Source organism: Halobacillus sp. H74 (assembly GCF_052246715.1).
GTDB classification, from domain to species: Bacteria; Bacillota; Bacilli; order Bacillales; family Halobacillaceae; genus Halobacillus; species Halobacillus litoralis_A.
Map to the genome: position 1 here is coordinate 16,268 of NZ_JBQQCI010000016.1, position 25,642 is coordinate 41,909.

The 25,642-nt window shown below is 44.3% G+C and carries 31 protein-coding genes; 2 read left to right on the plus strand and 29 right to left on the minus strand.

All coding sequences use genetic code 11. The features are described from left to right. Window positions 1-6: 6 nt before the first annotated feature. The 7 genes from ectA to ACTWPX_RS21195 all read right to left on the minus strand — a co-directional run bounded on the left by ectA (window position 7) and on the right by ACTWPX_RS21195 (window position 4,427). Window positions 7-516, minus strand: coding sequence for a diaminobutyrate acetyltransferase (gene ectA, locus ACTWPX_RS21165; protein ID WP_443121437.1), 510 nt, complete (start codon window positions 514-516; stop codon window positions 7-9). 465 nt (window positions 517-981) lie between these two features. Continuing rightward, window positions 982-1,428, minus strand: coding sequence for a GNAT family N-acetyltransferase (locus tag ACTWPX_RS21170; RefSeq protein WP_443121409.1), 447 nt, complete (start codon window positions 1,426-1,428; stop codon window positions 982-984). Between the two features lie 88 nt (window positions 1,429-1,516). Beyond that, complete coding sequence (locus ACTWPX_RS21175; protein WP_443121410.1) at window positions 1,517-2,035, minus strand: cysteine hydrolase family protein; 519 nt, start codon at window positions 2,033-2,035, stop codon at window positions 1,517-1,519. A 119-nt stretch (window positions 2,036-2,154) separates the two neighbouring features. Beyond that, complete coding sequence (locus ACTWPX_RS21180) at window positions 2,155-2,688, minus strand: DinB family protein (RefSeq protein WP_443121411.1); 534 nt, start codon at window positions 2,686-2,688, stop codon at window positions 2,155-2,157. Window positions 2,689-2,847: 159 nt separating this feature from the next. Continuing rightward, on the minus strand, window positions 2,848-3,483 hold the full coding sequence (locus tag ACTWPX_RS21185; RefSeq protein ID WP_443121412.1) for a putative glycolipid-binding domain-containing protein: 636 nt from the start codon (window positions 3,481-3,483) through the stop codon (window positions 2,848-2,850). Window positions 3,484-3,505: 22 nt separating this feature from the next. Next, the gene (locus ACTWPX_RS21190) at window positions 3,506-3,970 is read right to left on the minus strand and encodes a GNAT family N-acetyltransferase (protein WP_443121413.1); all 465 of its coding nucleotides are present in this window, start codon (window positions 3,968-3,970) and stop codon (window positions 3,506-3,508) included. After that, complete coding sequence (locus ACTWPX_RS21195) at window positions 3,948-4,427, minus strand: helix-hairpin-helix domain-containing protein (protein WP_443121414.1); 480 nt, start codon at window positions 4,425-4,427, stop codon at window positions 3,948-3,950. Before ACTWPX_RS21195 ends, ACTWPX_RS21190 begins: the two co-directional genes overlap by 23 nt. A 143-nt stretch (window positions 4,428-4,570) precedes the next feature. Here ACTWPX_RS21195 and ACTWPX_RS21200 point away from each other — a divergent pair, with 143 nt between their 5' ends. Beyond that, window positions 4,571-5,704, plus strand: a complete 1,134-nt coding sequence (locus tag ACTWPX_RS21200; protein ID WP_443121415.1) for a DUF2515 family protein — start codon at window positions 4,571-4,573, stop codon at window positions 5,702-5,704. Window positions 5,705-5,913: 209 nt separating this feature from the next. On the opposite strand, the gene ACTWPX_RS21205 is transcribed toward ACTWPX_RS21200, so the two are convergent. The 20 genes from ACTWPX_RS21205 to hpaE form a co-directional block, all read right to left on the minus strand. Next, entirely contained in the window at window positions 5,914-6,240 is a 327-nt protein-coding gene (locus ACTWPX_RS21205) for a YnfA family protein (RefSeq protein WP_443121416.1), read from the minus strand. Window positions 6,241-6,327: 87 nt separating this feature from the next. Continuing rightward, the gene (locus ACTWPX_RS21210) at window positions 6,328-6,723 is read right to left on the minus strand and encodes a VOC family protein (protein ID WP_443121417.1); all 396 of its coding nucleotides are present in this window, start codon (window positions 6,721-6,723) and stop codon (window positions 6,328-6,330) included. A 265-nt stretch (window positions 6,724-6,988) separates the two neighbouring features. Then, entirely contained in the window at window positions 6,989-7,750 is a 762-nt protein-coding gene (locus ACTWPX_RS21215) for a class I SAM-dependent methyltransferase (protein ID WP_443121418.1), read from the minus strand. Window positions 7,751-7,770: 20 nt separating this feature from the next. Beyond that, window positions 7,771-8,172: a hypothetical protein gene (locus tag ACTWPX_RS21220; protein WP_443121419.1), complete on the minus strand. Its 402-nt coding sequence runs from the start codon at window positions 8,170-8,172 to the stop codon at window positions 7,771-7,773. Next, entirely contained in the window at window positions 8,172-8,627 is a 456-nt protein-coding gene (locus ACTWPX_RS21225; RefSeq protein WP_443121420.1) for a hypothetical protein, read from the minus strand. The genes ACTWPX_RS21220 and ACTWPX_RS21225 overlap by 1 nt, the downstream gene beginning before the upstream one ends. 50 nt (window positions 8,628-8,677) lie before the next feature. Then, window positions 8,678-8,986, minus strand: coding sequence for a TIGR04104 family putative zinc finger protein (locus tag ACTWPX_RS21230; protein WP_443121421.1), 309 nt, complete (start codon window positions 8,984-8,986; stop codon window positions 8,678-8,680). After that, on the minus strand, window positions 8,967-9,158 hold the full coding sequence (locus tag ACTWPX_RS21235; RefSeq protein ID WP_281975707.1) for a hypothetical protein: 192 nt from the start codon (window positions 9,156-9,158) through the stop codon (window positions 8,967-8,969). Before ACTWPX_RS21235 ends, ACTWPX_RS21230 begins: the two co-directional genes overlap by 20 nt. Window positions 9,159-9,331: 173 nt before the next feature. Then, on the minus strand, window positions 9,332-9,556 hold the full coding sequence (locus tag ACTWPX_RS21240) for a YqkE family protein (protein ID WP_443121422.1): 225 nt from the start codon (window positions 9,554-9,556) through the stop codon (window positions 9,332-9,334). Next, on the minus strand, window positions 9,553-9,885 hold the full coding sequence (locus ACTWPX_RS21245) for an iron-sulfur cluster biosynthesis family protein (RefSeq protein WP_281975705.1): 333 nt from the start codon (window positions 9,883-9,885) through the stop codon (window positions 9,553-9,555). Before ACTWPX_RS21245 ends, ACTWPX_RS21240 begins: the two co-directional genes overlap by 4 nt. A 63-nt stretch (window positions 9,886-9,948) precedes the next feature. Then, a complete protein-coding gene (locus tag ACTWPX_RS21250; RefSeq protein WP_443121424.1) occupies window positions 9,949-11,220 on the minus strand; it encodes a Y-family DNA polymerase in 1,272 nt (423 codons plus the stop codon). 174 nt (window positions 11,221-11,394) lie between these two features. Next, complete coding sequence (locus tag ACTWPX_RS21255) at window positions 11,395-12,480, minus strand: LolA family protein (protein ID WP_443121425.1); 1,086 nt, start codon at window positions 12,478-12,480, stop codon at window positions 11,395-11,397. A 4-nt stretch (window positions 12,481-12,484) separates the two neighbouring features. After that, on the minus strand, window positions 12,485-13,963 hold the full coding sequence (locus ACTWPX_RS21260; RefSeq protein WP_443121426.1) for a sensor histidine kinase: 1,479 nt from the start codon (window positions 13,961-13,963) through the stop codon (window positions 12,485-12,487). Next, window positions 13,960-14,664: a response regulator transcription factor gene (locus tag ACTWPX_RS21265; protein WP_443121438.1), complete on the minus strand. Its 705-nt coding sequence runs from the start codon at window positions 14,662-14,664 to the stop codon at window positions 13,960-13,962. The genes ACTWPX_RS21260 and ACTWPX_RS21265 overlap by 4 nt, the downstream gene beginning before the upstream one ends. A 228-nt stretch (window positions 14,665-14,892) precedes the next feature. Then, the gene (locus tag ACTWPX_RS21270; RefSeq protein WP_443121427.1) at window positions 14,893-15,681 is read right to left on the minus strand and encodes an SDR family oxidoreductase; all 789 of its coding nucleotides are present in this window, start codon (window positions 15,679-15,681) and stop codon (window positions 14,893-14,895) included. An 81-nt stretch (window positions 15,682-15,762) separates the two neighbouring features. After that, window positions 15,763-16,683: a 2,4-dihydroxyhept-2-ene-1,7-dioic acid aldolase gene (hpaI, locus tag ACTWPX_RS21275; RefSeq protein ID WP_443121428.1), complete on the minus strand. Its 921-nt coding sequence runs from the start codon at window positions 16,681-16,683 to the stop codon at window positions 15,763-15,765. A gap of 18 nt (window positions 16,684-16,701) precedes the next feature. Beyond that, entirely contained in the window at window positions 16,702-17,571 is an 870-nt protein-coding gene (locus ACTWPX_RS21280; RefSeq protein ID WP_443121429.1) for an adenylyltransferase/cytidyltransferase family protein, read from the minus strand. A gap of 19 nt (window positions 17,572-17,590) precedes the next feature. Further along, entirely contained in the window at window positions 17,591-18,052 is a 462-nt protein-coding gene (locus tag ACTWPX_RS21285; RefSeq protein ID WP_128526558.1) for a flavin reductase family protein, read from the minus strand. 22 nt (window positions 18,053-18,074) lie between these two features. After that, complete coding sequence (gene hpaD / locus ACTWPX_RS21290) at window positions 18,075-19,049, minus strand: 3,4-dihydroxyphenylacetate 2,3-dioxygenase (protein WP_443121430.1); 975 nt, start codon at window positions 19,047-19,049, stop codon at window positions 18,075-18,077. A gap of 11 nt (window positions 19,050-19,060) precedes the next feature. Next, on the minus strand, window positions 19,061-20,530 hold the full coding sequence (gene hpaB, locus ACTWPX_RS21295) for a 4-hydroxyphenylacetate 3-monooxygenase, oxygenase component (RefSeq protein WP_443121431.1): 1,470 nt from the start codon (window positions 20,528-20,530) through the stop codon (window positions 19,061-19,063). A gap of 12 nt (window positions 20,531-20,542) precedes the next feature. Then, the gene (hpaE, locus tag ACTWPX_RS21300) at window positions 20,543-22,060 is read right to left on the minus strand and encodes a 5-carboxymethyl-2-hydroxymuconate semialdehyde dehydrogenase (protein WP_443121432.1); all 1,518 of its coding nucleotides are present in this window, start codon (window positions 22,058-22,060) and stop codon (window positions 20,543-20,545) included. 202 nt (window positions 22,061-22,262) lie between these two features. Here hpaE and ACTWPX_RS21305 point away from each other — a divergent pair, with 202 nt between their 5' ends. Beyond that, complete coding sequence (locus ACTWPX_RS21305) at window positions 22,263-23,165, plus strand: LysR family transcriptional regulator (RefSeq protein WP_443121433.1); 903 nt, start codon at window positions 22,263-22,265, stop codon at window positions 23,163-23,165. Window positions 23,166-23,236: 71 nt separating this feature from the next. Here ACTWPX_RS21305 and ACTWPX_RS21310 read toward each other — a convergent pair whose 3' ends face one another. Together ACTWPX_RS21310 and ACTWPX_RS21315 are read right to left on the minus strand one after the other, a co-directional pair. Further along, a complete protein-coding gene (locus ACTWPX_RS21310) occupies window positions 23,237-24,826 on the minus strand; it encodes a sodium:solute symporter family protein (RefSeq protein ID WP_443121434.1) in 1,590 nt (529 codons plus the stop codon). Continuing rightward, entirely contained in the window at window positions 24,823-24,939 is a 117-nt protein-coding gene (locus ACTWPX_RS21315) for a symporter small accessory protein (protein WP_443121435.1), read from the minus strand. The genes ACTWPX_RS21310 and ACTWPX_RS21315 overlap by 4 nt, the downstream gene beginning before the upstream one ends. Between the last annotated feature and the right edge of the window lie 703 nt (window positions 24,940-25,642).

A 25,642-nucleotide genomic window follows, 5' to 3' on the forward strand; every position in this document is an offset into this window, starting at 1 on the left:
ATCCTCCTAGTTTTTTAGTGGTCCAATTCTGAATGTGTTTTCTTGTTCGTGTTCCTCCCCTGGAAAATCGTCTTCTTCAAAACAGACACTAATGTCACAAGAAACGTTCTTCTTTTCAGCAAACCCTTTGAAAAGTTTTTGCGAGGGTTGATTTGAGGGTGAAACCGTGGCCTCAACATATTCCACACCTTGGCAAACCTGGCGATTTAATATACTATCAATCATTTTTGTCGCAAGACCTTGTCCCCGTTCAGTTTCCGCTACTGCAACTTGCCAGATGAACAACGTATCGGGCGAGGTCGGGTTGATGAAACCTGAAATAAACCCGACCGTCTCCTTTCCATCGTTCACAATTACAGAGGTTTCACTGAAAAACTCACACCATAACAAATAGCTGTAGGATGAATTTAAATCGAGGATCGGGATAGATTCGATCATTTCATAAACCGCTGCACCATCGGCCTTCTCTGGTTCGGAAAATACATAGTTTTTTACTTCTTCTTTAGTCGTTGGAATAAAATCACCTCCCCGATTTTTTCTGAAAGTTCTGTCAAGTGTTCAATTAGACGATAATAAAACTGCGCTCTTCTGTCAAAGCTGCTTTATTAGAAAATATCAGCTAAAGACGTACTCAATGGGACTGATTACCACTTTTTAGGGTGAATGCTTTAGCAAAGTCCACGATAAGCGGTTATTCTCTTACATTTAAAAATTCGTAATCTAAAACCCTTATTAAGAAAAGGTTTTTGAGGAGGAGTATGATTTTTGAAAAATATCACAGAAACATTCATTTGACTCACCTGGACACGGGGACATTTATCACCGTAAGGACTAAGGGAGACATCGCTGCAAGATTGGTATAACCATTGATGTAGTATCTTCCCATAGCAAACAACCATATGATGCTTTTTCCTGTACTGGGTGGGGGCAAGTGCAGAACATACTGCCTTGACCACTTTGCAGCATTTCTTCTGCTCATTTCTACTTCTGAATTTTTTTATACATTATGAGGTGAGGACCGATCGGTGGATAATCAAAAACTTCTCCAAATGGTTTGAAGCCAAGCTTTTGATAGTATTCTTCAACAGTCGTTCTACCTTTACACCATAAAAGTTCTCCATCGTGAAGCTTGATTATCTTCTCAGCGAAATCAACGACAGCCCTCCCTGCCCCCTTATTCCGGAACGCCTCAGCCGTAGCCATGGCCCTTAACCGATATTGTCTGCGTTTATTGAACTCGGGGTGTGATTCTAAGTAAATGGAGCCGACACTGACCAGCTCATCATTGTGAAACGCCCCGATATGAAAAGCATTGTGGTCATGATCTGTTTCGTACTGACAGGCTTTAAAAGGTTGATGCGGGCGCAAAATATTATGTCGTAGATTGTACGTTTGCTCAGGTTTAATTTGTTGTACTTCCAACTCCATGGCTCCTTTTCTAAAGACTTATAGTGAAAAACGAGTTTCGAATCATTTCATTGTGCATAATTCGATTCCTTTCACACAATACTCAAACTCACATGTCAATATCAGTACAAGGGGTGACATCTGCGAACCAACGTAATACGCCATTGTGATGTTGGATAGTTTGCTGAGCAGTCAACTCTTCACTTCCCCATGTGCTATGTGTATCTGAAGCTAAAGTAACCTTGTATTCCATACTAAAAGCCTTTCTACATGTTGTATCAACACATACTTCAGTTTGAATGCCTGCCATTAACAAATGTTCAACACCTAGTTTCTTCAGTTCTTCATTTAAAGGGGTATTGAAAAATGAATCAGGAGTTTCTTTATGTATGATGACATCATGTTTTTCAGGCGCTATCTCTGGATGGATCTCCCAATCTCTTGTACCATACTCTAACGGTTCCCCCGCTGGTTCGTTATGTTGTACATATATAACTGGTGTGTCAGAAGAACGTGCCCTGAGAATTAACCCTTTCAAGTTTTGGAGAAACTCATCTCCTTTATATACGGCATTTCCCTCTTGGAACATTCCATTTTGGACATCGATCACTAAAAGAGCTTTTTTCATTTCTTTTCTCCTTAAAAAGTCAGTTTTTTTAACATTGTAAATCATAACAATCACAGTCAGCAGAGGTGTGATTTTTCATTCAAGCACAAACAATCGTCACCCTCTAAAGCTTTCATCGTCTATTCAAGTAAGGGGATAGACCTTTCTTGCGCCAACAATTTTTTTATGACTCTGATCTGTCCTCTGTGATTGATTTCATCTTCAAATACATGGAACCAGATAAAATAATGATTAGATGAATGATTGTCCCACTCTCTATTTTCGTATAACCAATCATCGGTCAACTCAGAAAATTCATGAAGGGTTCTCTCTCTGACTTCTTCAAGCTTTGATTTATAAAATTCTAATGGGTGGCCTCTAATATTCTTTCTACCTTTTTCACCAAGATCATAAGAGGAACCCCACACCCGCATTTCCTCTTCGTTTGGAGTTCGGCCATCAAAAATTTCTATTTGAAACCCTTTCTCTACAGCAGCCATATGTAATAAGAGTGCTCCGATTGTATTCCCATCCGTACATGGTAAAAAATCCAATTCTGCTGTGGTCAAGCCCTCTACAGCATCTAATGTTGTTTTCCTGGCATAGTTCATCTGTGCAACTAAGTGACCGATTTGTGGAGTGAATCCATATTGTGGCATTATTTTAAATTCCATTTAAATCACCTCTTTTAAATAAAAACGAGTTTTTCATTAGAACAGAATATTTAATGAATCTGATATCAAGTCTTCCATCCTATAAAATCCTAAGATAATCAATAAAAAGAGACGAAACCACCATCGATTCCGTCGTCGTCACTTACGAATGGTATTGGTTCAATAGAAAGCACTATTGGTTGTGCTTTTCTCCCCTGTAAAAGAGTGGTCTTCCTTTTGCTTCAGCATCCCTCCGGTTTTAGTGAATCCTTTTCGAATGAAGGCACCTGGGTACTCGACAACCCAGCCGTCCTGATCAACGACGAGCGCTGTTTCGTAATCTCTGCATTTATACTGGAAAATCCGCTTCCCCTCTGTGTCTCCAAGATAGGTATAGACTTGCAGCAATGGTTGCACTTCCCGGAGCATCACATCAACATAGACCATTTTGAATGTACGCCGCTCCCCGATTTTCCAGGAAACACGGTTGATCGGCAGCATATTCGAAAAAGGTGTAAACGTCAGATCCACATTTGTCGCTCCATCGAGATTTTCATCATATTCTCCATTGACCCACCATTTATCTTGTTTTTCAGCATGAACTACAAAAGGCTTGGGGCTCCCATCGTGATACACCTTCACTGTTTTCGTCTTCCAATCCAGATCCAATTTCACTTCATATTCCAGTCGGTGGGGCATTTGGTTGTGCACGAGCAGGACTGTCCCATTCACTTCCATATGAGTCTCTGACCTTTTCAATTTCACATGTTCCGCTCCAGCTGCTTCAAGGTGATCCCAAATGACACGATGCTCCATAATACATCCTCCTATCCAGTTTTCAGATGGTACCTTTCATACGAATCACTTTTCCGTCAAGCTCTGGTCCGATATCAACCATACCATTTTTCTTATAAAACTGACGGGCCCTTCTGTTTGCTGGTGCTACTCGCAAGTGATACTCCCCGACCTGATACTTTCGAAAGAAATCCATTGCGTAAGATTGCAAAGCTCCGCTATATCCTTTGCCTCTTTTTTCAGCTACTAAATAGAAAAGGTGAATATAACCAATTTCTCTTCCTTCGTACCTTTTCACCGATAACTCCAGCTGACCGACCGTTCTTCCAACCTCCTCAGCCATTACAAAGCCATCTTTAAAAGCTTCTTTCATTTTCTTTACATAAGTAAGGTAATTACTTTTGTGGAACCCTGATATGTCACCGAAACTGGTCATAAATGAATCTTTCCGAAACTCTACAATCTCACATTGATCCTTCTCCAAGTCAATCGTCCGGTACGTGAGCATGCTCTTCCCTCAATTCATACCAAGCTAACTTCGGCCTTGTTTCAGGATATCCATAATGACTACGGTATTTCTTTCGTTCGCTGGTGAAGTGATGCCACTGCCTCTTACTGTGCTGGTGCTCCGCATGGTGGACGAGACAGCGGATCTGATCTTCTACGCAGGGATCCGTCCACACCCCCATCTCCAGTTCAAGCCTGTCGAACAACACCGCCCCATCTGCTCCTTTCAATTCCTCTAATGAACAGATCCCAAGATCGTGTACCATTTTTGCAGCCAAATGATGGCCGATGGACGGGATCTGTTGAAATATAGCTATCCCTTTAAGTCCTTGAGCGCGTTTTTCCGGAACTTCCAAGATATCCGCTAGATCAGCTATTGATAATTCTGGTATGTGAGCGATTCTCACTTTTCTTTTACGCAGTTTGGCTTTTTCCCCATTCGTCAAAGGAATCTTCATTAAATGTCCCTCCTTCTCTTAAAATTCGCTGCCAGCATAGAAAATCCTTCCTTTTTTTACATAGGAAAAAGCATGGAACAGATACTAATACAAAGGTGAAGATGGCACCGAATCATAAATTTGTTACAAGGAAGTGCATGGGCATGTTCTCAGCCAAATGGAGACTATTGAAAAAAGAATTGAAGGGAGCGATGAAATCAGCTTCTAAGCTTGCCGATTTATCAGAGCATGAACGGAGAATGGTGGCAGATATACGGATGGCCACCAGTCAAGCGAACCTGAATAATGTTACACGCACGCAGGCTTATTTCGCTTTTTTCAAAAAAAATCCGGAAATCCACTGGGCGTTACTTGCTCATCTGGTATCGCGCAACGCGGGATGGAACATGACGGATCTAAAGGGGGAGTATTTGCCGAAACTATTGACAAGTAAAGAGCAATCTGACTTCTTTATTTTCTTAGAAAGAGGGAACTGGCTCATTTTCCAAGATGCTTATCCCCAATTACTTCTCTATGAAAAAAGCAGGCAATGCGGGCGCCCGCTTTTTCAATTGCTTGATGCTTTGAATATATCAAAGTTCATGAGGCCATTTTGGGAACGCTTTTGGATAAACGGTGGGAGTGAAGAATTAACAGAAGCACTCATCATCAACGAACAGCATTATATTGAAAGGAGGGTCGTCCACAATCATCAATATATGGAGACAGTCATGGACAAAATCCTGTTCAAATTTCAAGATTCCTTAAATTTTAATCACATCCTTTTTCCTTACAATACGTCTGTGCAACAGAAAACAAAGATAATCGGGGGCACGGTACATCACTTCTCAGCCGTTGATGAACGGGTTTTTCTCGGACGATCGCTTTATGAGCTGCTTTTTTCTGTGAATAGCCGATTAGAAGAGATCATCCAATGGGCTTCGGAACATCCTCATAGTGGATCCCGCAAAGACTTCTGGCCGCAGCTTTTCAATGACATCGATGAAACCGCACCGGGGCGAGTTCATGAAATGGCCGAAAGCCCTTGTAAGCGTCAGCATAAAGGTCCGAAGATTTACAGTCCTCCACTTAGACTGGCGTGGGAAGACTGGGCCCACAAAGAAGCCGAACCCGGTGACTGGTTCAAGCATGTCGGAGTCCTCCATTTAATGAAAAGAAAAGTGAACCAGCTATCTGGTGACATCGAACCTATCTACTGTAAGACGATTGAAGAGGTGGAAATGGCGACGACTGCGAAGCATACTTTCTCCCGCCATGAAAAAAGCGCCCCGAATTAAAGGGCACTAAAAATTGAGTTTGTGCTTGGACTGGACTTCCGATAATTGGATCAACTTCAATGTAGAGGTGACGATGTTGAGTTCGTCTGAACCAGTCCCCCGGTGGTTCAACTCTTTTCAAGTGGTCCATCATAAAATTCCAAACCCGAGCGGATATCCTAGTATGCTCGGAACCCCTAGAACTATTGTATGTATCATTTCCCTCTGTTTTAATGGCGTGGTGCAAATAACATTACACAAACACCAACGATACAGATGAGGGCTCCTATCCAATCATAGAAATCCGGAGTTTTCTTATCGATCCCCCACCCCCAAAGGACGGAGAGGACAATAAACACCCCGCCATACGCGTCATACACCCGACCGAATGACGGGAAACTTTGGAAGGTCGCTATCACCCCATATAAAGCGAGGCACAACCCGCCAAGAATGCCCCAATAAAAAGGTTTCCCTTCTCTTATCGCAAGCCAGATCAAATATCCGCCGCCGATCTCTGCAATTCCTGCAAATAAAAATATGAAAAATGCACTTATCATCTTTTTCCCTCCTGACGTGTCGACTATCTCCAATGTACAGGAGGGATACCTTTTCTGTCACTTTTTCATGAGGCGGACCGAAAATGATCAATAGGCTGGGCTCAGCTCACTCCAAACATCAAACAGGTTGCCGTCAGCATCCTGGAACACGAAGTTCACGCCCGGGTGCCCCCGGTCTTCGACTTCACTGGTTTGGACCCCTTTATCCCGCAGCTCGCTGTGGAGAGACCTCAAAGCTTCCTCTCCATCTACCTCGAATGTCAAAGAAAAACGTTCACGCCCGTAGCAATCTACAAAGTTAGCCGATTGCTTTTCTTCAGCCTTCACTAAAAAAAGACTCAGATTCGCAACATCAATGATCGCTTTGTCGTGATCTTGATAGTTGGTGGATGCTCCTAAATGGTTCTCATACCAATGGACTGCTCCCTGTACATTTTGAACAGGAATATAAATTGTCCCAACACGAACGACAGTGGTCTGCATCGAAACACCTCCTTTTCATTTTCTCCTTTCACTTCCATTCACCCCGAGAAATTTCCTGCCCACATTACGGTGAATTTTTAATAGAAAGGGTGATGCTGTTATGAAAAATTTTTCACCCAAAAAGGTCTGCGCATTCATCAGCGCAGACCTTTTTAACCTTTCATCTATACTTCCTGACGATACCAGGCGTTTTTTTCCCATCCCGGCCATGAAAAAGGCAGGAGTGTCGGAATGAAGAGGGACGAATTGAAAAAACCCCCTTTTGTTATAAGCGAATTTTCACAGCTTTCGTTGCCATCATTGTTTTAATATGTTGATCGATGATTCTTGTACCACCGAAGTCATCTTCATACATATCTGCAATCGCAAAGCCCACAGCTGTTTGACCACGCAGCTGATCTTCTAATGTATGACCGAATTCCAGCGCTTGTCCTTCTACGATTTCTTCTTCATCCAAAGAGGAATAAGGAATCGTATGCGCCACATCCAATACCCCTTGTTCTTCTTTTTCGTCATCGAACAAATACAGCACAGGGTTCATGAATCCAGAGATTAAGACCCCTCGCTCTTTCAGTACACGGGCTGCTTCCGACCAAACGGGACGGACGTCTTCAATGAATACGTTTGCTACAGGATGGACGATCATATCAAAGGATTCATCGGCAAAAGCAGACAATTTGGTCATATCACCTTGGACTGTCTTTAAAGATAAGTTCTCACGTTCTGCCACCTGCTCATCCTGCTCCAGCTGTTTAGCTGAAAGGTCGAATACGGTCACATCCGCTCCTGCAGCTGCCAGGACAGGACCTTGTTGTCCTCCACCAGAGGCAAGACATAATACTTTACGCCCTTCCAGGGAAGCTGGGAACCATTCTCGTGGAACTTGACGATCCGCTGTAACTCCGATCGTCCAATTTCCCTTTCTTGCTTCTTTAATTGTTTCTGGACTGACAGTCTTTGTGTACCGTACACCAGCCTCCACTTTCTTATCCCATGCTTTACTGTTGTGATCGGTTGTTTGACTCATATGAATCTTCCTCCTTAACGTTATGGGGCGAACCCGTAAAATACCAGAATAAATGCAAAAATAGAGATATACGCAGCTCCCGTGAGCGCCAATCCAAGCAAACCGAATGTTACAACACGGCTCCACATATGGCGAAAGTTCCAATTGTCCAAAGTGAATAATTTAAATGCGATCAATATGAATAGTGAGATTACATAAATATTCGCAAAAGGAGCGACCCAGTCCATGTGTTTGGAAAAACCACCGTCGACCGGATTATAGCTGAGTTGGTACTCTTTCCGTATGTAGAAGCTTCCGGCCATGAAAATAATGGAGAGAAGAGTAAAGTAAATAAGTGCTGCTAATTTGAGAGGTTTTCTTTCCTTTTTGACTAATCGATGAACCGCCAATAACAGGAGAATCAAAATCAGGATTTTGAACATCAACCACTCTCCTCCCCGGCAAATTCATTCATACGTGAACCCAGGCGACGCTCCAATTCAATGAGTAATTTACGGACGTCCCCCTCTGTCAAGTACTCTAAATAAAGGTTATCTTCGTCTTTTTCTATTGTCCGGATAGAAATGATGTCATCGATTTGTTGTACACGTTCGATTTCGTCATAACCGATTTTCAGTGGGGAAACGGCGAATCCACGCCTTATACTCATATAGTTCTTTTTGAAGCGGATATAATCCTTTTCCGGCATCCTTAAATAATAGATCATTTGAAAAAGTCCAATTCCAAATAGTAATGAGCTTGTATAAATAAACACTCCCTCGACTCGACCATATAAATAAAGCGAGACTCCCACTACAAACACCCCTGAAATGGCATTAAAGATGGAATTTCTCACTCTTTTCTTCCATACTTCTTTGTTACTATATTGAAAATCCATCTCATCCTCCTTTATGGAGCTTTCTTTTATCGTTATGCCTGCTCCGCCTTTCACCAATGCGATTCCTCTTCATTAGAAAGTTGAATGACCAGCGGGTTGACGACCGCCGTCACTAAGAGTACAAAGCCTGCGAATACGAGCGAATAGGCTAGCCGCATCTGAAATGTTTCAACAATAATAAGGAATACAAGAAAAGCTGCAAAGGAAAGCATACTTGAACGATGGCGGGATTTTCTTGTTGGGTACTGTTTCGCTCTGCATTGAGGGCATATTTTCTTCCTTTGCAACATCAAACCACTGACAAACGCCTGCCTGAAGGTCCAAGCGTCTCCACATTTCTTACAGATCACTACGCCCATCCTCTCGTTGCTCTTTTTTCAAAGCTGTAACTTCTTGTTCCAGCCTCCGGATCCGACTTTCCTGTTGCTGGTCAGGCTGCTGCCATTTCCTCCCTACAATCATGACACAGCCGATGACAGCAACAATGATACCAGTCAATCCAACCCCGAATAATATTAAAAAATCGAGCATCCCGATCACTCCCTAATCTTACATACGGATGAATGCGCTTTTACGTTTCATCATTCGTCGATCCGCTTTGTTAATAATTTCATCTGCACAACAGCATTTATATCGGCGTAAGAGAGATTTTGCTTATCAGAATTTTTCAGATAAAAAAAATAAGCACCCTCTATGCAGAGTGCTTACTTCTTGAATGATTTCCAATCCAATTCACTTTCCTCAAGCAGTTCTTCAAAACTCTTGTTGGCCTCACGACGCTTGCGCTCTTCGATACGGCGCTGTTTCTCTTGTTCTTCACGTTCGTCGGCCTGCTGTTTGAGTTCAGTTTTTTTGGATTTCAGTTTCGACAGGACACCGGCGTTCAATTGATCTCCGAGTGAACCGGATTCTTGTTTTTTCTTACTCATACGGTCGCTCCCTCTTTCACATCTTTAATGGATATAATCGGATTTAGGATACCGTCTGGACTGGAGAGCCGGAAAGATCCTTTAACGAAGTCAAGCTTCATGTCTTTTTTGAAAAAGATGGCTTGCTGCTGATCGATGATGACGGCATAATCCCCATTGTCTACTTTCTCATCCGTCTCGTACTCCTTCTTCTCCAGGCGAATTGTCGGCAGACCGTTCACACCGCAGCCACATCCTTCGGTATCATAAAAAAGGCGGATAAGCGGACGTTCTTGGTCCCTGATTTGTTCCAGCTGGTCTTTCGCTTCTTCTGTTATACGCAGTTTCATACATCCATCCCCTCCTGTTCCTTCTATTGTAAAAAATCCTCGAGCCAGGGGCAATCTTTATGTTTATTCGGCATAGTGACCCCCGACGAGACGGCTGCGGTGAAGGGCGGTCCCGGCCTCGGTCCAGGAAACAGCACGCAGCAGCATATCTTGACCGTAACGTTCGCGTATTTCATCCATGACGTAGCCGAGGTCTCTTTTTTTATCACGCCCATCATCAAAGAGGTTGAGTTGAACATTCGCATCTTCTGTAATATTGCCGAGGGCGATGGAAATCTTTCTGACGACCCCACCATTGTAAAAGCGTCCGAATAAAGTGAGACAAGCATGATAGATATCCATCGTAATGCTCGTTGGATGTTCAATGGTGACCGACCGGTGGAAACCTCCTCCCTCACTTTTACTATACCCGATTCCCAAAGAAATGGTCCTTCCTGCGTGACCTTTTCTCCTGGCGCGGCGAGCGACTTCTTCACACATTTCGAGTATGACGTATTTCACTTCTTCGGATTTGTGGTAATCGCGCATCAGTATTTGGCTTTTCCCATAACTCAACTGCCCGTGGATGATCGGAGCGCCGGGGTCGGAATGGTCGATTCCGTTCGCATGATAATACAGCTGGTTGCCCATGACCCCGAATGTTTTTTCTAAACGCTCGAGCGGAAATTTCGCCAATTGACCGACAGACCAGATCCCCATACGATTCAAACGGTGCTCAATACGCGGACCAATTCCCCACATTTCAGACAGAGGTGCGACCGGCCACAGTTTCTCGTGAAAGTCATGATAGGTCCAGCGAGCGATGCCGGTCTTTTTTGCTTCTAAATCGAGACACAACTTGGAAAGCAGCATGTTCGGTCCAATGCCGATGGCTGCATCCAGATGGAAGGTCTCCTTCAATTCATGGATAATCATCTGAGCCGTTTCTTCCGGGATGCCGAACTTGCCCTTGTTTTGCCCGATTTCCAGGAAGCTTTCATCAACGCTGTAGGTATGGATTCTTTCTTTCGGCACGAATTTATGAAAGAGGTTCGTTACTTGAGTCGAAACTTCTAAGTATTTTTTCATTTGTGCGGAGACGATGACAATTTCCGGCGCAGATGGAATTTCAAATAAGCGGCTCCCTGTACGGATGCCGTATTTCTTTTTCATAGCCGGTGTGGCAGCAAGGACGACGCTTCCTCTCCGGTTCATATCTGCAACCACGGCAAGTGGACAGGTCAGAGGATCAAGACCCCGGTCAATGGCGGCACAGCTCGCGTAAAAGCTTTTCATATCTACACAAAGGAGCCCCCGGTCAGGATAGCTGCTATAATCGATGCTCGGATTATTCATGTCTCCACCTCCTATTGCTATTCTACCCTCCATTATGCGAATATATGTTCGCATTTGCAAGTGGCAATTCCTGTTACCACTTCCTGTCACCTCTGTCACCTCAAGTCATCCATTTTATCCCACCTCAGGTAAACCATAAATTTCCAAATAAAAAGAGACCCGAGGGCCTCTTTTTCATTCTGTATATTCCAGTTTTTTAACGATTTCTATGATCTCACCTTTCGTCAAATCAGGATTTTGAGCCAGTAACGAGTAGCGCAATCCTTCTTCTTCCCAGGTAAGAGTCGTAATTACATCTTCTGTGTAGATCGCTTTTGTTCCTCGAACTTCCAGCTCCTCTTCTTCTCCCAATCCAAGCGCCATCTTTTCTTCCTCTGGAGCTTCAAAAACCGTCAATGTAAATTGCTGATATCCATCTTTTTCATACTCCTGATTCACTTCCGTACGGTCAAAATTCTCCATCTCGATCTGATCGATTTTCACTCTTTGATACGCTCCATCCATCAAAGTCAATACCGGTTGACCGTAGGCGCTCCCCACTTCTTCGATTGTTATTTCTTCACTTGGGTCCATGTCTTCAAACGGCAGCACTTCCACACCTTCAGGCAGATCGATCGTGAATGTCTGTTCATCAAAAGACGGGTCGACTTTTAATTCACTGACATTGTACTCCATATCAATATCGTCGGTTTCAGATACGAATTTAACGATAAACCAATGCTCAGTCGTCACCCAGTACTCTTCTTCCCCACGAATTCCACCTTTTTCTTTCGGCACCGCTTTAATGTGATACGTATTAAAACCGTTTACCTTTTCCTCACCGACCAGCTCGATGTCATGGGTTTTCCTTGTCTGTTCCAAAGTTTGCTCGATTTGTTCACGCTGAGTTTGACCTGTTACGGAACTATCCAGTTCTGGTGCTTCCATTTCGTACGCTTCTCCTTGCAAGTCGGAATAAAAGATTACCTTTTCCCCATCATTGACAGACTTTGACACCTCGCCATCTGCGGTTTTCGAAACGACCTTAGTACGGTTGTTTTCAGTATCTGTCCATTGTTCCATCGTTGAATCATCAATTTGTTCATCCCCTTTCAGGACATTGAATTCCGCCTTCATGTAATACCGTTTCATATCACTTTCCTTTTCCACAGCATTGGCCACAATTTGGTCAGGTGAATACTGGCTGACTTCTTCAGCTGAACAGGCCCCTAGTACGAATACAAAACCGAGAACGGTCAAGCTTTGCCATAGTTTATTCATATTATTAATCTCTCCTCACATATTGATCATCAAATCTCATTGCAATCAATGTCCCTTTCCCTGGTAAGGACCACAACTTCATCTCTCCCCCGTGCTTTTCGGCGATCATAAGAGCGATACTAAGCCCGAGACCTGAATTTTTCGTCACGTCAGATGTGCGTGCTCCTTCTCCCTGGTAAAAAGGAATGAATATTGATTCCAGATGTTCTTCACCGATAGCAGGACCTTCATTTTGCACCAATAATAACGCCTTGCTGCCACGGAAACGATTTAAATCGGCCACTTTGTCTGCAAACACCCACTCCGGAAGCTGCTTTTCCGCTCCAACGGCAGCAAGACCAATCATCTTCCCTTCAGTTGTGTAACGAAGGGCATTACTCATCAAGTTATCAACGTAGCGTATCATCTGTCTGTCATTCACGCGGAGTGGACCTGTGATCGAATATTCTTTTTTCAGAGATACTCCTTCCTGAGCGGCAAGCTCGTCGTAACCTTCAAACAACATATCGAAAAATTCTTCGGCATCTACTTCAAGAAGCGGCATCTCATAATGAGCGGACTGCAGCTTCGAATAGGTCGTCAAATCCTCTATCATCCCTTTCAGGTGACAGGATTTTTTTGCGAGGATCTGCAAATATTCCTCACGTTCCTCCTGCGTCAGACCTTTTTCATTTTGCAAAGCTTCAGCATAGGTTTGAAGGGAGGTGAGCGGCGTTTTTATGTCGTGGGAAAAAGAAGCCATCATCAATTGCTTTTCTTCCTGCTCCCTTTCCGTTTCTTTCTGAGCGGTTTCCACCTGTTTTTGCATCTGTTCAAAATGAGTCATCAGACGACCTATTTCATCGTTCTTTTTTCGAGTGAAATGGACGGTTTCATGCTTTTCAGCAAAAGTTGACATCCCTGTCATCAATTCTTTCAGCGGGTTGTTCAATTTCTTTTGCAGCAACCAAAGGACGGCAGCGTATAAAAGTATGAACAACACGAGAAATGCGACCGTCATCATCGTCCGCCGCGTCTCCACTCCTTCGACCCAGTTGGAGCGATCGATGCTGATTTCATAAACACCTTGAATTTGCTGATTTTCAAATACCGGCTTTTTGACCGTCAGAGTGTGATAGGTCAACTCATATTGATAGAGGTTTTTCAATAACCGCGAGCGATCCATTTGCTGCAGAGAATGGTGTTCATCTTCAGAGTGATACACACGAACCCCGTCAGTACGATACAACTTCAATGTAATCCGGTCATCTTCAATCGATTTTGGCAGGGAATTTTCTATAGAATCTAGTTGCTGTACTTGATAGAGCGCAGGAGATTGAAGCTGATCTTCAATAGAGCGGAGCTGTTCGGTCAACTCAAAGGTATCCGCCGGGCGACGAGATTGGTCCCAATCTTGAACGAGCAGGAAGAAACCATATGCAGCAGCAAGCGGGAGCATCATGACAATTAAGTAACTGACCATCAGCCATGTACGGATTTTCATGAGACCGCTTCTCCGATAAAGCGGTAGCCAGTACCCCATACCGTTTCAATCCACATAGGATCCTTTAATTGTTCACCGAGCTTTTTTCTCAAACTCTTGATATGGACATTGATAGTATTGTTACCGGCTACATCGACATCTCCCCATACATGCTCGTACAGTTCTCCTTTTGAAAAAGTCCGGCGGGGATGGGTTACGAATAAGCGTAGTAAGGCGAACTCCTTGGAAGTGAGCGGCGTTTCCTTTTCTTCGACAAAAACGGCCCGTCGTTCCAAGTCGATTCTCAATCCATGTGTGAACGATTGAGTTTCGGGGGTTCTTTCCACGCCTTGGTAGCGTTGATACCTGCGTAAATGTGACTGTACTCTAGCTGTGAGTTCGACAAGACTGAACGGCTTCGTCACATAATCATCTGCACCTAGATCAAGCCCTTTTATTTTTGATTCATCCTCTTGCTTGGCACTTATAATGAGAATCGGGACGTCACTTCTGAGACGAATATTTTTGCAAAGCTGGAAACCATCCATCTCAGGGAGCATCAAGTCGACGAGAACGAGATCATATGAATCATATTGAAAGTCTTCCCACCCCTCTTGCCCAGTCGATGACCACGTCACCTCCATCCCCTGTCGGTTCAAATGGTCCTGGACGATTCGTGCAATTTCTTTATCATCTTCAACGAGTAAAATGGAAACCATGATGTACCCCTTTCACACCTCTAATTCTACGGACCTTTATGTACAATCGATTAAATTTAATAAATCCTTTATAAATATCGGCATTATCTGTGATAAATGAAAGGAAATGATTGTCACCTCAAGTGAACCTTTTTTTACCACCTCAGGTCAAACATTTTTTTCCAAATAAAATCCTCTCTTCAGTTACTGAAGAGAGGATGGGGTTTTGCTATGGTTCATTATTGAGATTGTTTATAGAGCTTTTACGAGACCTCCATCGACCACGAGGGCTTGGCCTGTCACGTATGTATTTCCACCTGAAGCAAGAAAAACGACAGCACGTGCAAATTCTTCCGGTTCCCCATAGCGCTGCATCGGTGATCCAGCTGCTTTTTCTTGTACATCCGCAACAGGGACACCGAGCTTTTCGGCTTTGGAAGCGTCAAGATCAGCCACTCGATCTGTGGCTATCCGTCCAGGTCCAACCGTATTGATAAGAATATTTTCGGCAGCCAATTCCTGTGATAGACTTTTGGATAAGCCGACGGTCCCAGCTCTGAATGTGTTGGACAGAATCAAGTTATCAAGCGACTGCTTGATTGATGAAGAAGCAATGTTCAAGATATGGCCGCTTTGTTGTTGTTTCATATGTGGCAGAACTTCCCGGATGGTACGAGTGAAACTTAACAGATTCAGTTCAAAAGCCTCCTGCCAATCTTCATCAGCAAAATCGTCGAAGGACCCGGCAGGCGGCCCGCCCGCATTATTGATCAGTACATCCACCGTCCCATTCCACGCCACTGCTTTTTCAATCAGCGCAGTGATTTGGGAAGGACTCGTTACATCACAAACTTGGTAGTCCACATGCTCGTTCCCCGTTTTTGAAATGATTTCAGTTCGTGCCTTTTCCAATTCGTCTTCACTCCTGCTCGAAATCAGAACATGGGCGCCCTCTTCGGCGAACTGCATAGCTGTTGCTTTACCAAGTCCTTTACTTGCGGCGGTTACAACGACAGATTTCCCTTTCAAATATAAATCCATATGCCTCATCCTCTCCTCTTTCCCCTCAGTATAGCAAAAAAACCCAAGAACGCGGGCCGCGCGTCCTCAGGGTTCTGTTTCTTAAGCATACTCTACAGTAATATTATACTTATTCAGTGTCTCACGGATTTCCGCTTGCAATTCTTTAGAAGGAACATCCATCGGCAGACGTAAATGGGGTTCAATTTTACCCATCATACCAAGTGCCGCTTTAACTGGAGCAGGGTTGGTATCCTTGAAGAGTACGTCGTTCAGTTCCATTAGCTCATAGTGAAGCTTCTGAGCCCTTACGACGTCCCCATCAAACCAGGCATCATGCATTTCTGCCACTTTGCCTGGAAGGACGTTGGCGGTCGCACTTACTGACCCTGCCCCACCGATGGCCAACATCGGATAACAAAGTAATTCAATGCCGGAAAAAAGTAAAAAATCACGTCCGCAGCGTTGAAGCACACGATTGACATGCTCAAAGTCTTTGTTTGACTCTTTGACCCCGATAATGTTCGGACAATCACGACTTAGCTGAGCCAGTGTATCGACATGAAGGTTCTGCGCTGTTCGTCCAGGGATGTTATAAACGATAATCGGGATATCTACGGAATCAGCGACAGTCTTGAAGTGCTTATAAAGCGCCTGCTGATTCGGTTTATTGTAATAAGGGACGATGACCATGGCTGCATCAGCCCCGATTTCTTCTGCCTTCTTAGTCAAACGCATCGTTTCATCATGATTTGTTGAGCCAGTGCCTGGAACAAAAGGAACACGACCGTTGATCGTTTGTTGGGCGTTCAGCATCACTTGCTCGCGTTCCTCCAGGGTCATGGAGCTTGGTTCGCCGGATGTACCGGTCACAGAAATTCCGTGCGTGCCATTGTCCAATTGGAATTCAATCAGTTCACTCATCTTCTCAAAATCGATCGAACCATCTCCCTTAAACGGGGTGATGACAGGGGTGATCGACCCTCGTAATTTCGATTTGATTTCATTATAATCGTTAGCCATACGAATCCTCCTCTGTTTTTATAAACTTACATCGAGCATATTCGCCTGAGCATGAAATTCCTCCATATCAAAATCAGCGATGAAATTGTTCCAAGCTACTATGACAGGTTGATCGTGTCCAATTAAGGATTCATGAAACAACCTTACTTGCAGACGGTCATTCGCTATTTGCGAGCTGATTTCACATACCCCTTTTGCCCGGATGCCTTGATAGAGAACCGTCACTTCATAAAGACCAGAACATGGAAGAAAATAATCGGAATCTATCATAACTTCCACTTTTCCACCCTGACCGTTCATCAATCCATTCATTTCATAATCTTTTCCCAGGTAAGTCCTCACTTTTTCAACTTTTCCTGAGGATAACAATTCCCGAAGTAATGTCGACCCTACTTTTTGCTGTTCTCGTGTGAACTTGGAAACAGCGGTGACTTCAAAACGATCAGCACTGTCGATCACCATTTGCTCCATGCTGCCTTTACCTTTGAAACCATACTTGTAATCAAACCCGGCAATGACGTGGCGAACGTGAAGGCCAGCCAGGTAATCGTCAACAAACTTGTCGTGCGGAATTTTTGCCACCTGGGCATTGAATTCAACAACATACATCAGGTCGACACCCAGCTGCTCGAATATTTTCATCTTGACCGGAAGTGGAGTCAAGTATTTTGTTACAGTCGGACCCTTTGGAATAACAGAAGAAGGGTGTGGAAAAAATGTCATCACCGCTAGCTTCAAATTTTTCCTATCCGCGATTTGTTTGGCTTGCTTAATGATTTCTTGGTGACCAAGGTGAACTCCGTCAAAGAACCCCAACGCCATCACACATGCTTCACTATTTTCCTGGACTTTCGCATCGATGGGAAAATCTATATGAATCCGCTTCATCCTTTCCTCCCCCTTCCTCTTATGAAGTTACGTGAGAATTATATTTCCCTTCGAAGAACGTCAGTGGATCACCATCCTGGATACACAAATTGACCACTTCTCCGACGTATAACATGTGGTCGCCCGCTTCATGTGCGTCATAGACGTTACACGCCAGACTAACGAGTGAGTTTTCGATAATCGGCATTTCTTCAAAGCGATCGAACCCCACTTCACGACCTTCCATTTGGCCGGCAAAAATCATCGACATTTCCTGTTGATTTTCTGACAGGATATTGACCGTAAATTTCTGTGCTTGTTGAATGGTCTGGTTCATTTTTGCATTTTTCCCGACAGAGATAAGGATAAGTTTGGGATCCAGTGAAACGGACATGAAAGCATTCGCTGTCATTCCATGTACTTCACCGTTTGCTTCTGAAGCGATGACAGTGACTCCTGTAGCAAATTTCCCCATAGCTGTCCGAAACATACGATCGTCCATATTGATCACCTCATCCATTTTATTAAATCACAAAGGTCGGTTTATGTTTTTTCAACTTGGCGGCTGTTGTCTTCACTTTCTCTTGACTGTTCACGTCCAGCACTTCGGTGGCTTCTTCAAACCAGCAGTCAGGAGCTTCGTGTCCCCAGAAAGTTTGACGCATCGGGTCATTCAATTCCCATCGAATCGGTTTGAAATCCGGGTCACTTGTCAAGTAGTCCCCATTATATAGTTCAATCCGGTGCCCATCAGGGTCACGCAGGTATAGGAAAAAGGCATTAGACAACCCGTGGCGGCCTGGCCCGCGTTCGATATTAGGCGCATAGCCGATAGATGCGAGGAAATCACAACCGTCGATCAGACTCATTGGATCCTTCAACCAAAAACCTACATGGTGAAGGCGCGGCCCATCCCCATTCATAAAGGCGACATCATGGACACTCGGTTTACGGTGAAGCCACGTAGCCCAGACTTTATCTTCTTCTCCAGCTGTGTACTCAGAACAGGCAAAGCCGAGTTCCTTCATATAATAATCCTGCGCAGCTTCTACATCCGAGACCATACAATTGAAATGATCGATGCGCTGCACTTTCGCTCCCTTATAGAGGTCATATTGCTGCAGCTTGCGTTCGACCGTCTCCATTTGGCAATAAAACTCGATAGGAAGGCCCGAGATATCTTGATAGCGAAAGGCACGCCCGAGCGCTTTTTGCTTGTCGATCCACTTCACTTGATAACCGTCTTGCTCAAGCTTTGCCGCCAATCGGTCCAAGTCAGCTTCTGAGCGAACCTTATAGCTGATGACCTCCAATGCCGGCTCATGTTTCTTCTTTAGCAGCAGACTGTGATGATTGTGCTCCTCTAATCCTCTTAGGAAAATTTGCTCTTCATCTGCGTCCGTCACTATAAAACCGAGCGCATCATAGAATTTTCGAGATTTTTCTAAGTCTGTGACATGTAAAACGGCGCGTCCTGAACGAATAATGTCGAAACTCATACTTCCACTCCTCACACTTTTGTCGGTTTAGATGATTTCACATCACTTAAAAAATCCTGGACGAACGCTTTATACGGCTCTTTATCGAACTGATCGAAATAAGTCATCCCCATCTTGACCGGATCACCGAAGAAGTAATACTCATAGTGCGTCTGTCTGCTTCCGAATGCACTCATTGTCACGTCCCAAGCTAAACGGAAGAGTTTCACACGATCATAGCCTTGCAGATTCTTCGACTGTAACGCCCGATCGAGTAACGGAGCGATCTCCTCGTTTTGAAAATCAGCTTCAGACGGGATTCCCATCATCCCTGAAGCACCAAGAATACGGAGGATTTCTGTCATCCGTGGGTACACGCGCGGAAACCAGTTGCGTGCTGCATTCAAGGCTTCAAAATCTGGTGTCATCGTTCCCCATTTATCAAGTTTCGCATTGTGCTCTGCTTTATAAAGGTGTGATTTCATATTTTCCAAGATCAACATCACTTCAGTTCCCTTATCCATCACGTGTTGAAATTTATCGATGCCGATGGAATCCATGACACTTAGAATAACGCCGAGGACGAATTCTGTTTTCACGATATTTTTGGCTACAACCTGGTGAGACATGTGCACAACGGCATTGGTTTCAATAAATGTTCGGTTACAAATGGACGAGTTCCCACAAACAAATACCTTTTCCCACGGCACAAACACGTTGTCAAAATATACAATGGCATCGCCTTCTTCAAAACGCCCCCCCAATGGGTGGTCCCATTCATTCTTGCCATAATCGAATGATTCACGGCTGAAGAACTTGAGTCCTTTTGTATTATTCGGCACGACAAAAGCAAGGGAGTAGGGATCATCAAGCTCGCCTGCCTTTTTCACTGTGGAAGGAAAAACGAGGATCTCATCAGTGATCCCCCCTTGAGTAGCCAGCAGCCGGGCACCGTCAACAACGATCCCGTCACTTCTTTTCTCAACAAGATGCAGCGCGACATTCGCATCGTTTTGTTCATGCTGGGCTTTCTCCCGGTTCACTTGCGGGTGGATCAAAGTGTGCGTCAAACTGATATCATTCTCGCGCGCATAGTCGTAATAGTTTTTCGCGTTCTCTGCGAACATCGGATCGTCTTCCGCAAAAAGATCATTGGCCACTCCCATCGCCATGACTTCTGCATTCAAGTAATCCGGGGACCGTCCCATCATTCCACCGGAAAGGCGCGCCCACTCTTGGATGGCTTCCCTTCTTTTGATTAAATCCTCAACGGTTTCAGGCTGGTAGAACGTCATACCGACTTGATCGCCCGTTTTTTTGGATGTGTAAAGCATTTTATCCGGCTTTTCATATTGTTTATCGTAAAGTTTCGCCATTGATTGGATCACATTTTTGAATGCCGGGTGCGTGGTTGGATCCTCCACTCTTTCTCCAGCGATATAGACATTGTTCTTCGCTTTCTTCAATCGTTCAATATATTGTGCACCTGTTTTAGCTGGCATAGTTCTCCTCCTTTATTTTTTACCGAATTGTGGGATTTTATGGTCACCCAGCGCTACATGTACAACTTGCATTTCTGTATAAAATTCAAACGCATAATAGCCACCTTCGCGCCCAATCCCGCTATGTTTGGACCCACCGAACGGTGTCCGTAAATCACGGACATTTTGAGAGTTAAGCCAGAGCATCCCGGCATTGACAGCCTGTGAGACTCGATGGCCGCGCTGGATATCCTTCGTCCATACATAACCAGCCAAACCATAGCGCACATCGTTTGCAAGTTCGATCACTTCCTCTTCATCACGGAAGGTCATTACCGCCAGCACAGGACCGAAAATCTCCTCCTGGACCACCCGCATAGAGTTGTCAGCATTGAGTAAAATTGTCGGCGGTACGTAATTACCTCGTTTATATTCCTCTGGGACACGGCCCTGGTAAACCTCACAACCTTCTTCTTTAGCAATCTCAAGATAGCTGTTCACATTTTCAAAATGTTCCTTATGAATAAGCGGTCCGACCTGGGTCCTTTCATCCAGCGGGTCACCAACCCTGATATTATCGACCCGTTCCTTCAAGGCGGCGATGAATCGATCAGCAACATCTTCGTGGATATAAAGTCTTGAATTGGCTGTACACCGTTCACCATTGAAAGAAAAGATTCCCCATGTGCAGGCATCCAAAGCTCGAGTCAGATCCGCATCATCAAAGACGATGATCGGAGATTTTCCACCTAGTTCCATAGAAAAGCGTTTCAAAGCATCGGCTCCGTTTTTCATTATTTCAGAACCCGTGGTCGTTTCCCCTGTAAAGGAAATGAGCTCGACATCTTCGTGAGCGACCAGTGATGCCCCAGCTGTTTCCCCAAAACCGTGAACAACATTGAATACGCCGTCAGGCAATCCTGACTTGTCGATAATTTCAGCCAGTTTGTTGGCTGTAAGCGGCGACCATTCTGCCGGTTTCAAAATGACGGTATTTCCAGTCGCAAGAGCCGGTGCGATTTTCCACGTTTCCAACATAAAAGGAGCATTCCAAGGTGTAATCAACCCCGCCACTCCTACTGGTTTATGAATCGTGTAGTTCAAAAACTCATCGTCGACTTGATAGGCGTCCCCCACCATCCGGCTTGAAACCATCTCTGCGTAAAAGCGGAAGTTCTGTGAGGCACGGCTGACCATTTTTTTCGTAATGCTTAGCGGCAGCCCTGTATCATAAGATTCCAGTGGCGCAAGTTCCTCCACATGTTCATCAATCAGATCCGCAATCTTATAAATGAAAGCAAGGCGTTCCTTCTGCTTCATATTTCCCCATTCACCTTTGAACGCTCGTTTAGCTGCAAGTGCTGCTTTATGGATGTCCTCTTTCCCTCCTGAGGCCACGCTGTTAATTTTTTCATTTGAAAATGGATTGATGTTATCAAACTCCTGATTCGATTCAGCATTGACGAACCGGCCATCAATATAAAGCTGGACATTGTGCACATTGGCGAGTGCTTTCTGTTTTTCATCTGCTGCTACATGCATGTCACTCATAAAAAAATCCTCCTTCTGAATAAAAAGATGACAGCGCTTACTTTACCTCTTTTTAAAAATGCAAACCCTTTCAAAAAAGTTTGCAAATATTCAATAAACTTTGTATCTTAAAGTTATCACAGCGAAAAGTATATGGAAAATATCTATATTATTTACTTTATATACATAAAAGATATAAACGGAATGGAAGGGGATCGAGAAGATGGATTTAAAACAATTACGCTATTTCCGTACAGTCGCAGAGGAACAGCAGGTAACGAAAGCAGCTAAGAGGCTGCACATGGCCCAACCACCTCTCAGTCAGCAAATCAAACTGATGGAAACAGAACTGAACTTGAAGTTGTTCGATCGTCAGGGACGTAAACTCGAACTGACAAAAGCTGGCGAAATCCTTTTTGAAAAAGCGGGACTGCTCCTTCAAGAATTTGATGAAGCACTAATCGAAGTACGTGAGACGAGTGAGGGGATGCGCGGAAAAATGCACATCGGTTCCACCAAGTCATGTTTTTCTTATTTGAGTACTGCTCTAAACACTTTCAAAACCCAACACCCCCATATGACTTATCAACTACGTGAGGGGGATACGTATTTCCTTGAAGAATGTATTAAAAATCGCGAAATTGAGCTGGCCATTGTCAGATTACCTCTCCATTCCGAGGACTTCAATATACTGACGCTTCCTTCTGAACCTTACATTCTCGTAGCCCCGGAAGCATGGAAAATCAGTAATGAAGAGGGAATGATCGATGTGGAAGAACTTCGCGATATCCCGCTCATGCTGTTGCATCGGATTAGTGGACGCGGGCAATTCGAGTTGATCATCGAAGAATGCAGAGCCCACGGCTTTGAACCAAGTATTACATGTGAATGCCCGGATGCGGCCATGCTCCTTTCTCTCGTGGCTCGTGGTGTCGGAGCTACAATAGTTCCAAAGTCGACCCTTGACGCTTTCCCCTTCCGAAATTTAAAAAGCTATCGTCTGAGAAATGCTGATATTTTAGCTGAATCAGCCGTCATCTGGCAAAAAGACAGATACCTGACAAAAGCCTCTCAACGTATGATTCACACCTTGGAAACATTGAAACTTGAAAACCTTCCTCTCTGACAAACTAAGATCAAGCTCCTCAATCTGGATCGCAAAATGCCGTCTCCCCAAAATTGGAGAAACGGCATTTTTTACTGAACGGCGTCTATTTTTTCTTTATTCCACTCCTGTTTCTCTTTCTTATTCGTCAACAAGCTTACACTGATAAATACAATTGTCGACAGTGGCAGAGAATACAGCAACGGGTCAATGTTCGTCCAGGGAAATGGCAGCAGGAAATCACGGCCGAATATGGCTTGAGAGACTCCGAAAGCTGAAGATTGGGAGCTTTTCAAAAAAAGAAACCCGAACACACTCATGGAAAAACCGACGACCATACTTGCGGCTGCCCCTTGTCTTGATGCTCTTTTCCAAAATAGAGCACCAGTCAATGCTGGCAGAAATCCAGCCGCACATATCCCGAACCAAAAAGCTGTCGCCTGGGCAATGATCCCACCCGGAAGTGCATAAGCAAGAATGACCGCAAGCACAACTCCAACGATCACGCCCAATCGATTAGGGCTTATTTTACCTGCAAAGATTTTCTTAACACCGATGGTCCGCAAAATATCTTCCCCAAAAGCAGAGGACTGGACATGGATCAAAGAACTGACAGTTGATAACGTAGCCGAAATCAAAGTAAGCGTGAATAAATAAACAAACCAATCTGGCATTAAGGTACTGATCATTTTTGGAATCACGAGGTCTGTATTTCCTCCTGCTGCTTGAATGGCGAGTTGTCCACTCGTTTCCATGAAATACACGTTGCTGAGCGGCCCGATTATATACGCAGCCCCTGCCATGAAGAAAATAAAGACCCCACCGACAATAACCGAGCGATAAAGGGATTTGTCACTGGAAACAGTCATACTTCTCATTGCAAGCTGCGGCTGTGCCAGTACCCCGATCCCGACACCGAGAATCATTGTACTTACAAGTGTCCACCACATCGGTGAGCCAAGGTCCGGCATACTCATCCAGCCATTATGCCCGTCTGCTTTTAAATTGTCCGGAACCATGCTCGACAACGATTGTAACGCCCTGTGTCCATCAAACAGTCCACCTACTGCCTGATAGGTCATGAACAAGAAGATCGCCATCCCCACAAGCATAATCACAGCCCCGAAGGCATCTGTATACATGACAGCCTTTATCCCGCCGGTAATGACATAGACCGCTACGATGAAAGCAAGAACTAGCAGCGCGACATTAAAGTTGATCGATAACGATTCTTGTAAGAAACGCCCGCCTCCAATTAACACAATGCTCGTGTAGGCCGGCATAAAAATAAAAATCATCACCCCTGCGAAAACTGTGATGAATTTAGAATCATAATGTTTCCCTAGAAATGTCGGAAATGTCGAGGCATTCAGCTTTGAGGACATAGAACGGATCCGTTTCCCGAATACAGCGAAAGCAACGAAAATTCCTAACACGATATTCAAAAAAGCGAGCCATAATAAGCCCATCCCATAAACAGAAGCGACCCCTCCGAAGCCTACCATGGCCGATGTGCTGATGAACGTTGCACCGTAGGAGAGAGCCATGATAACCGGGTTCGTATTCCGCCCTCCGACAAGGTAATCTTCCGGGGTCACTGTCTTTTTGTATCCATAATAAGCGAGTAAAGACATTATCCCGATATAAACAAGGACAAGTGGTAGTAAAATCGCTAAATTCATTCTTCCTCCCCTCCCTTATTCCACATCAGAGCACCATACAGGACGCACCCAAGTGGCGCAAGAATCGTACCGAACCATACTAAACAGATCCAAAAATCATCAAAACCCAACATCGGTTCTCCTCCTTTTTCAATACTCTTTTTTGCTTACGATCATTAATAACCTGAAATAAAAATCTTTTGAACTTTTGATTCAGGATCCATTTACGACACTTCCCACCTTTTTCTCAATATCTTTCTCGCTCTGCCTTTCCCCTCCTGTATTGTGATTCAAAGTTTATCGATTGATAAGCAAGCGCTTTCATTTTCGGTTATAATAGTCGGAATTATGAAACAATTTCAGAGTACCACTGTCCACTATCTTTGATAAATATCAATAATGTAGTTTTACATAATGATTTTCATATAGATTACTTTTTATAATTTTAAAGATAAGTTTATCCCATAAGCTTCCTATTGTGTAAGACTCAGTTTCGAGGCTTTGTATGAGGTTATGGTTGGCTGGGAAACGGCTCGCTTTCCTGCGGGGATGACGGCAAGCCTCCTCGAGCTAAAGCTCTGTGGGGTCTTGCCAGCCAATCCATTCCCGCGGGAGTCTCGCTGTTTTCCAGCCAACCATACGATTAAGAAGATTCTCGAAACTACATCTAAAGGGGAGCATTCATGGAGGACACCCTGTAATTAAGCGTCAGGTGTTTGATTCTCACTCAAATATGACAGTTTTTTTCTGAACGAATTTCGAGAAAAACATATAGCAAGGGGCGGCGGGGAATGCGAAGACTCCTGCGGGAAGAGAGGGCATGTTGAGACCCCACAG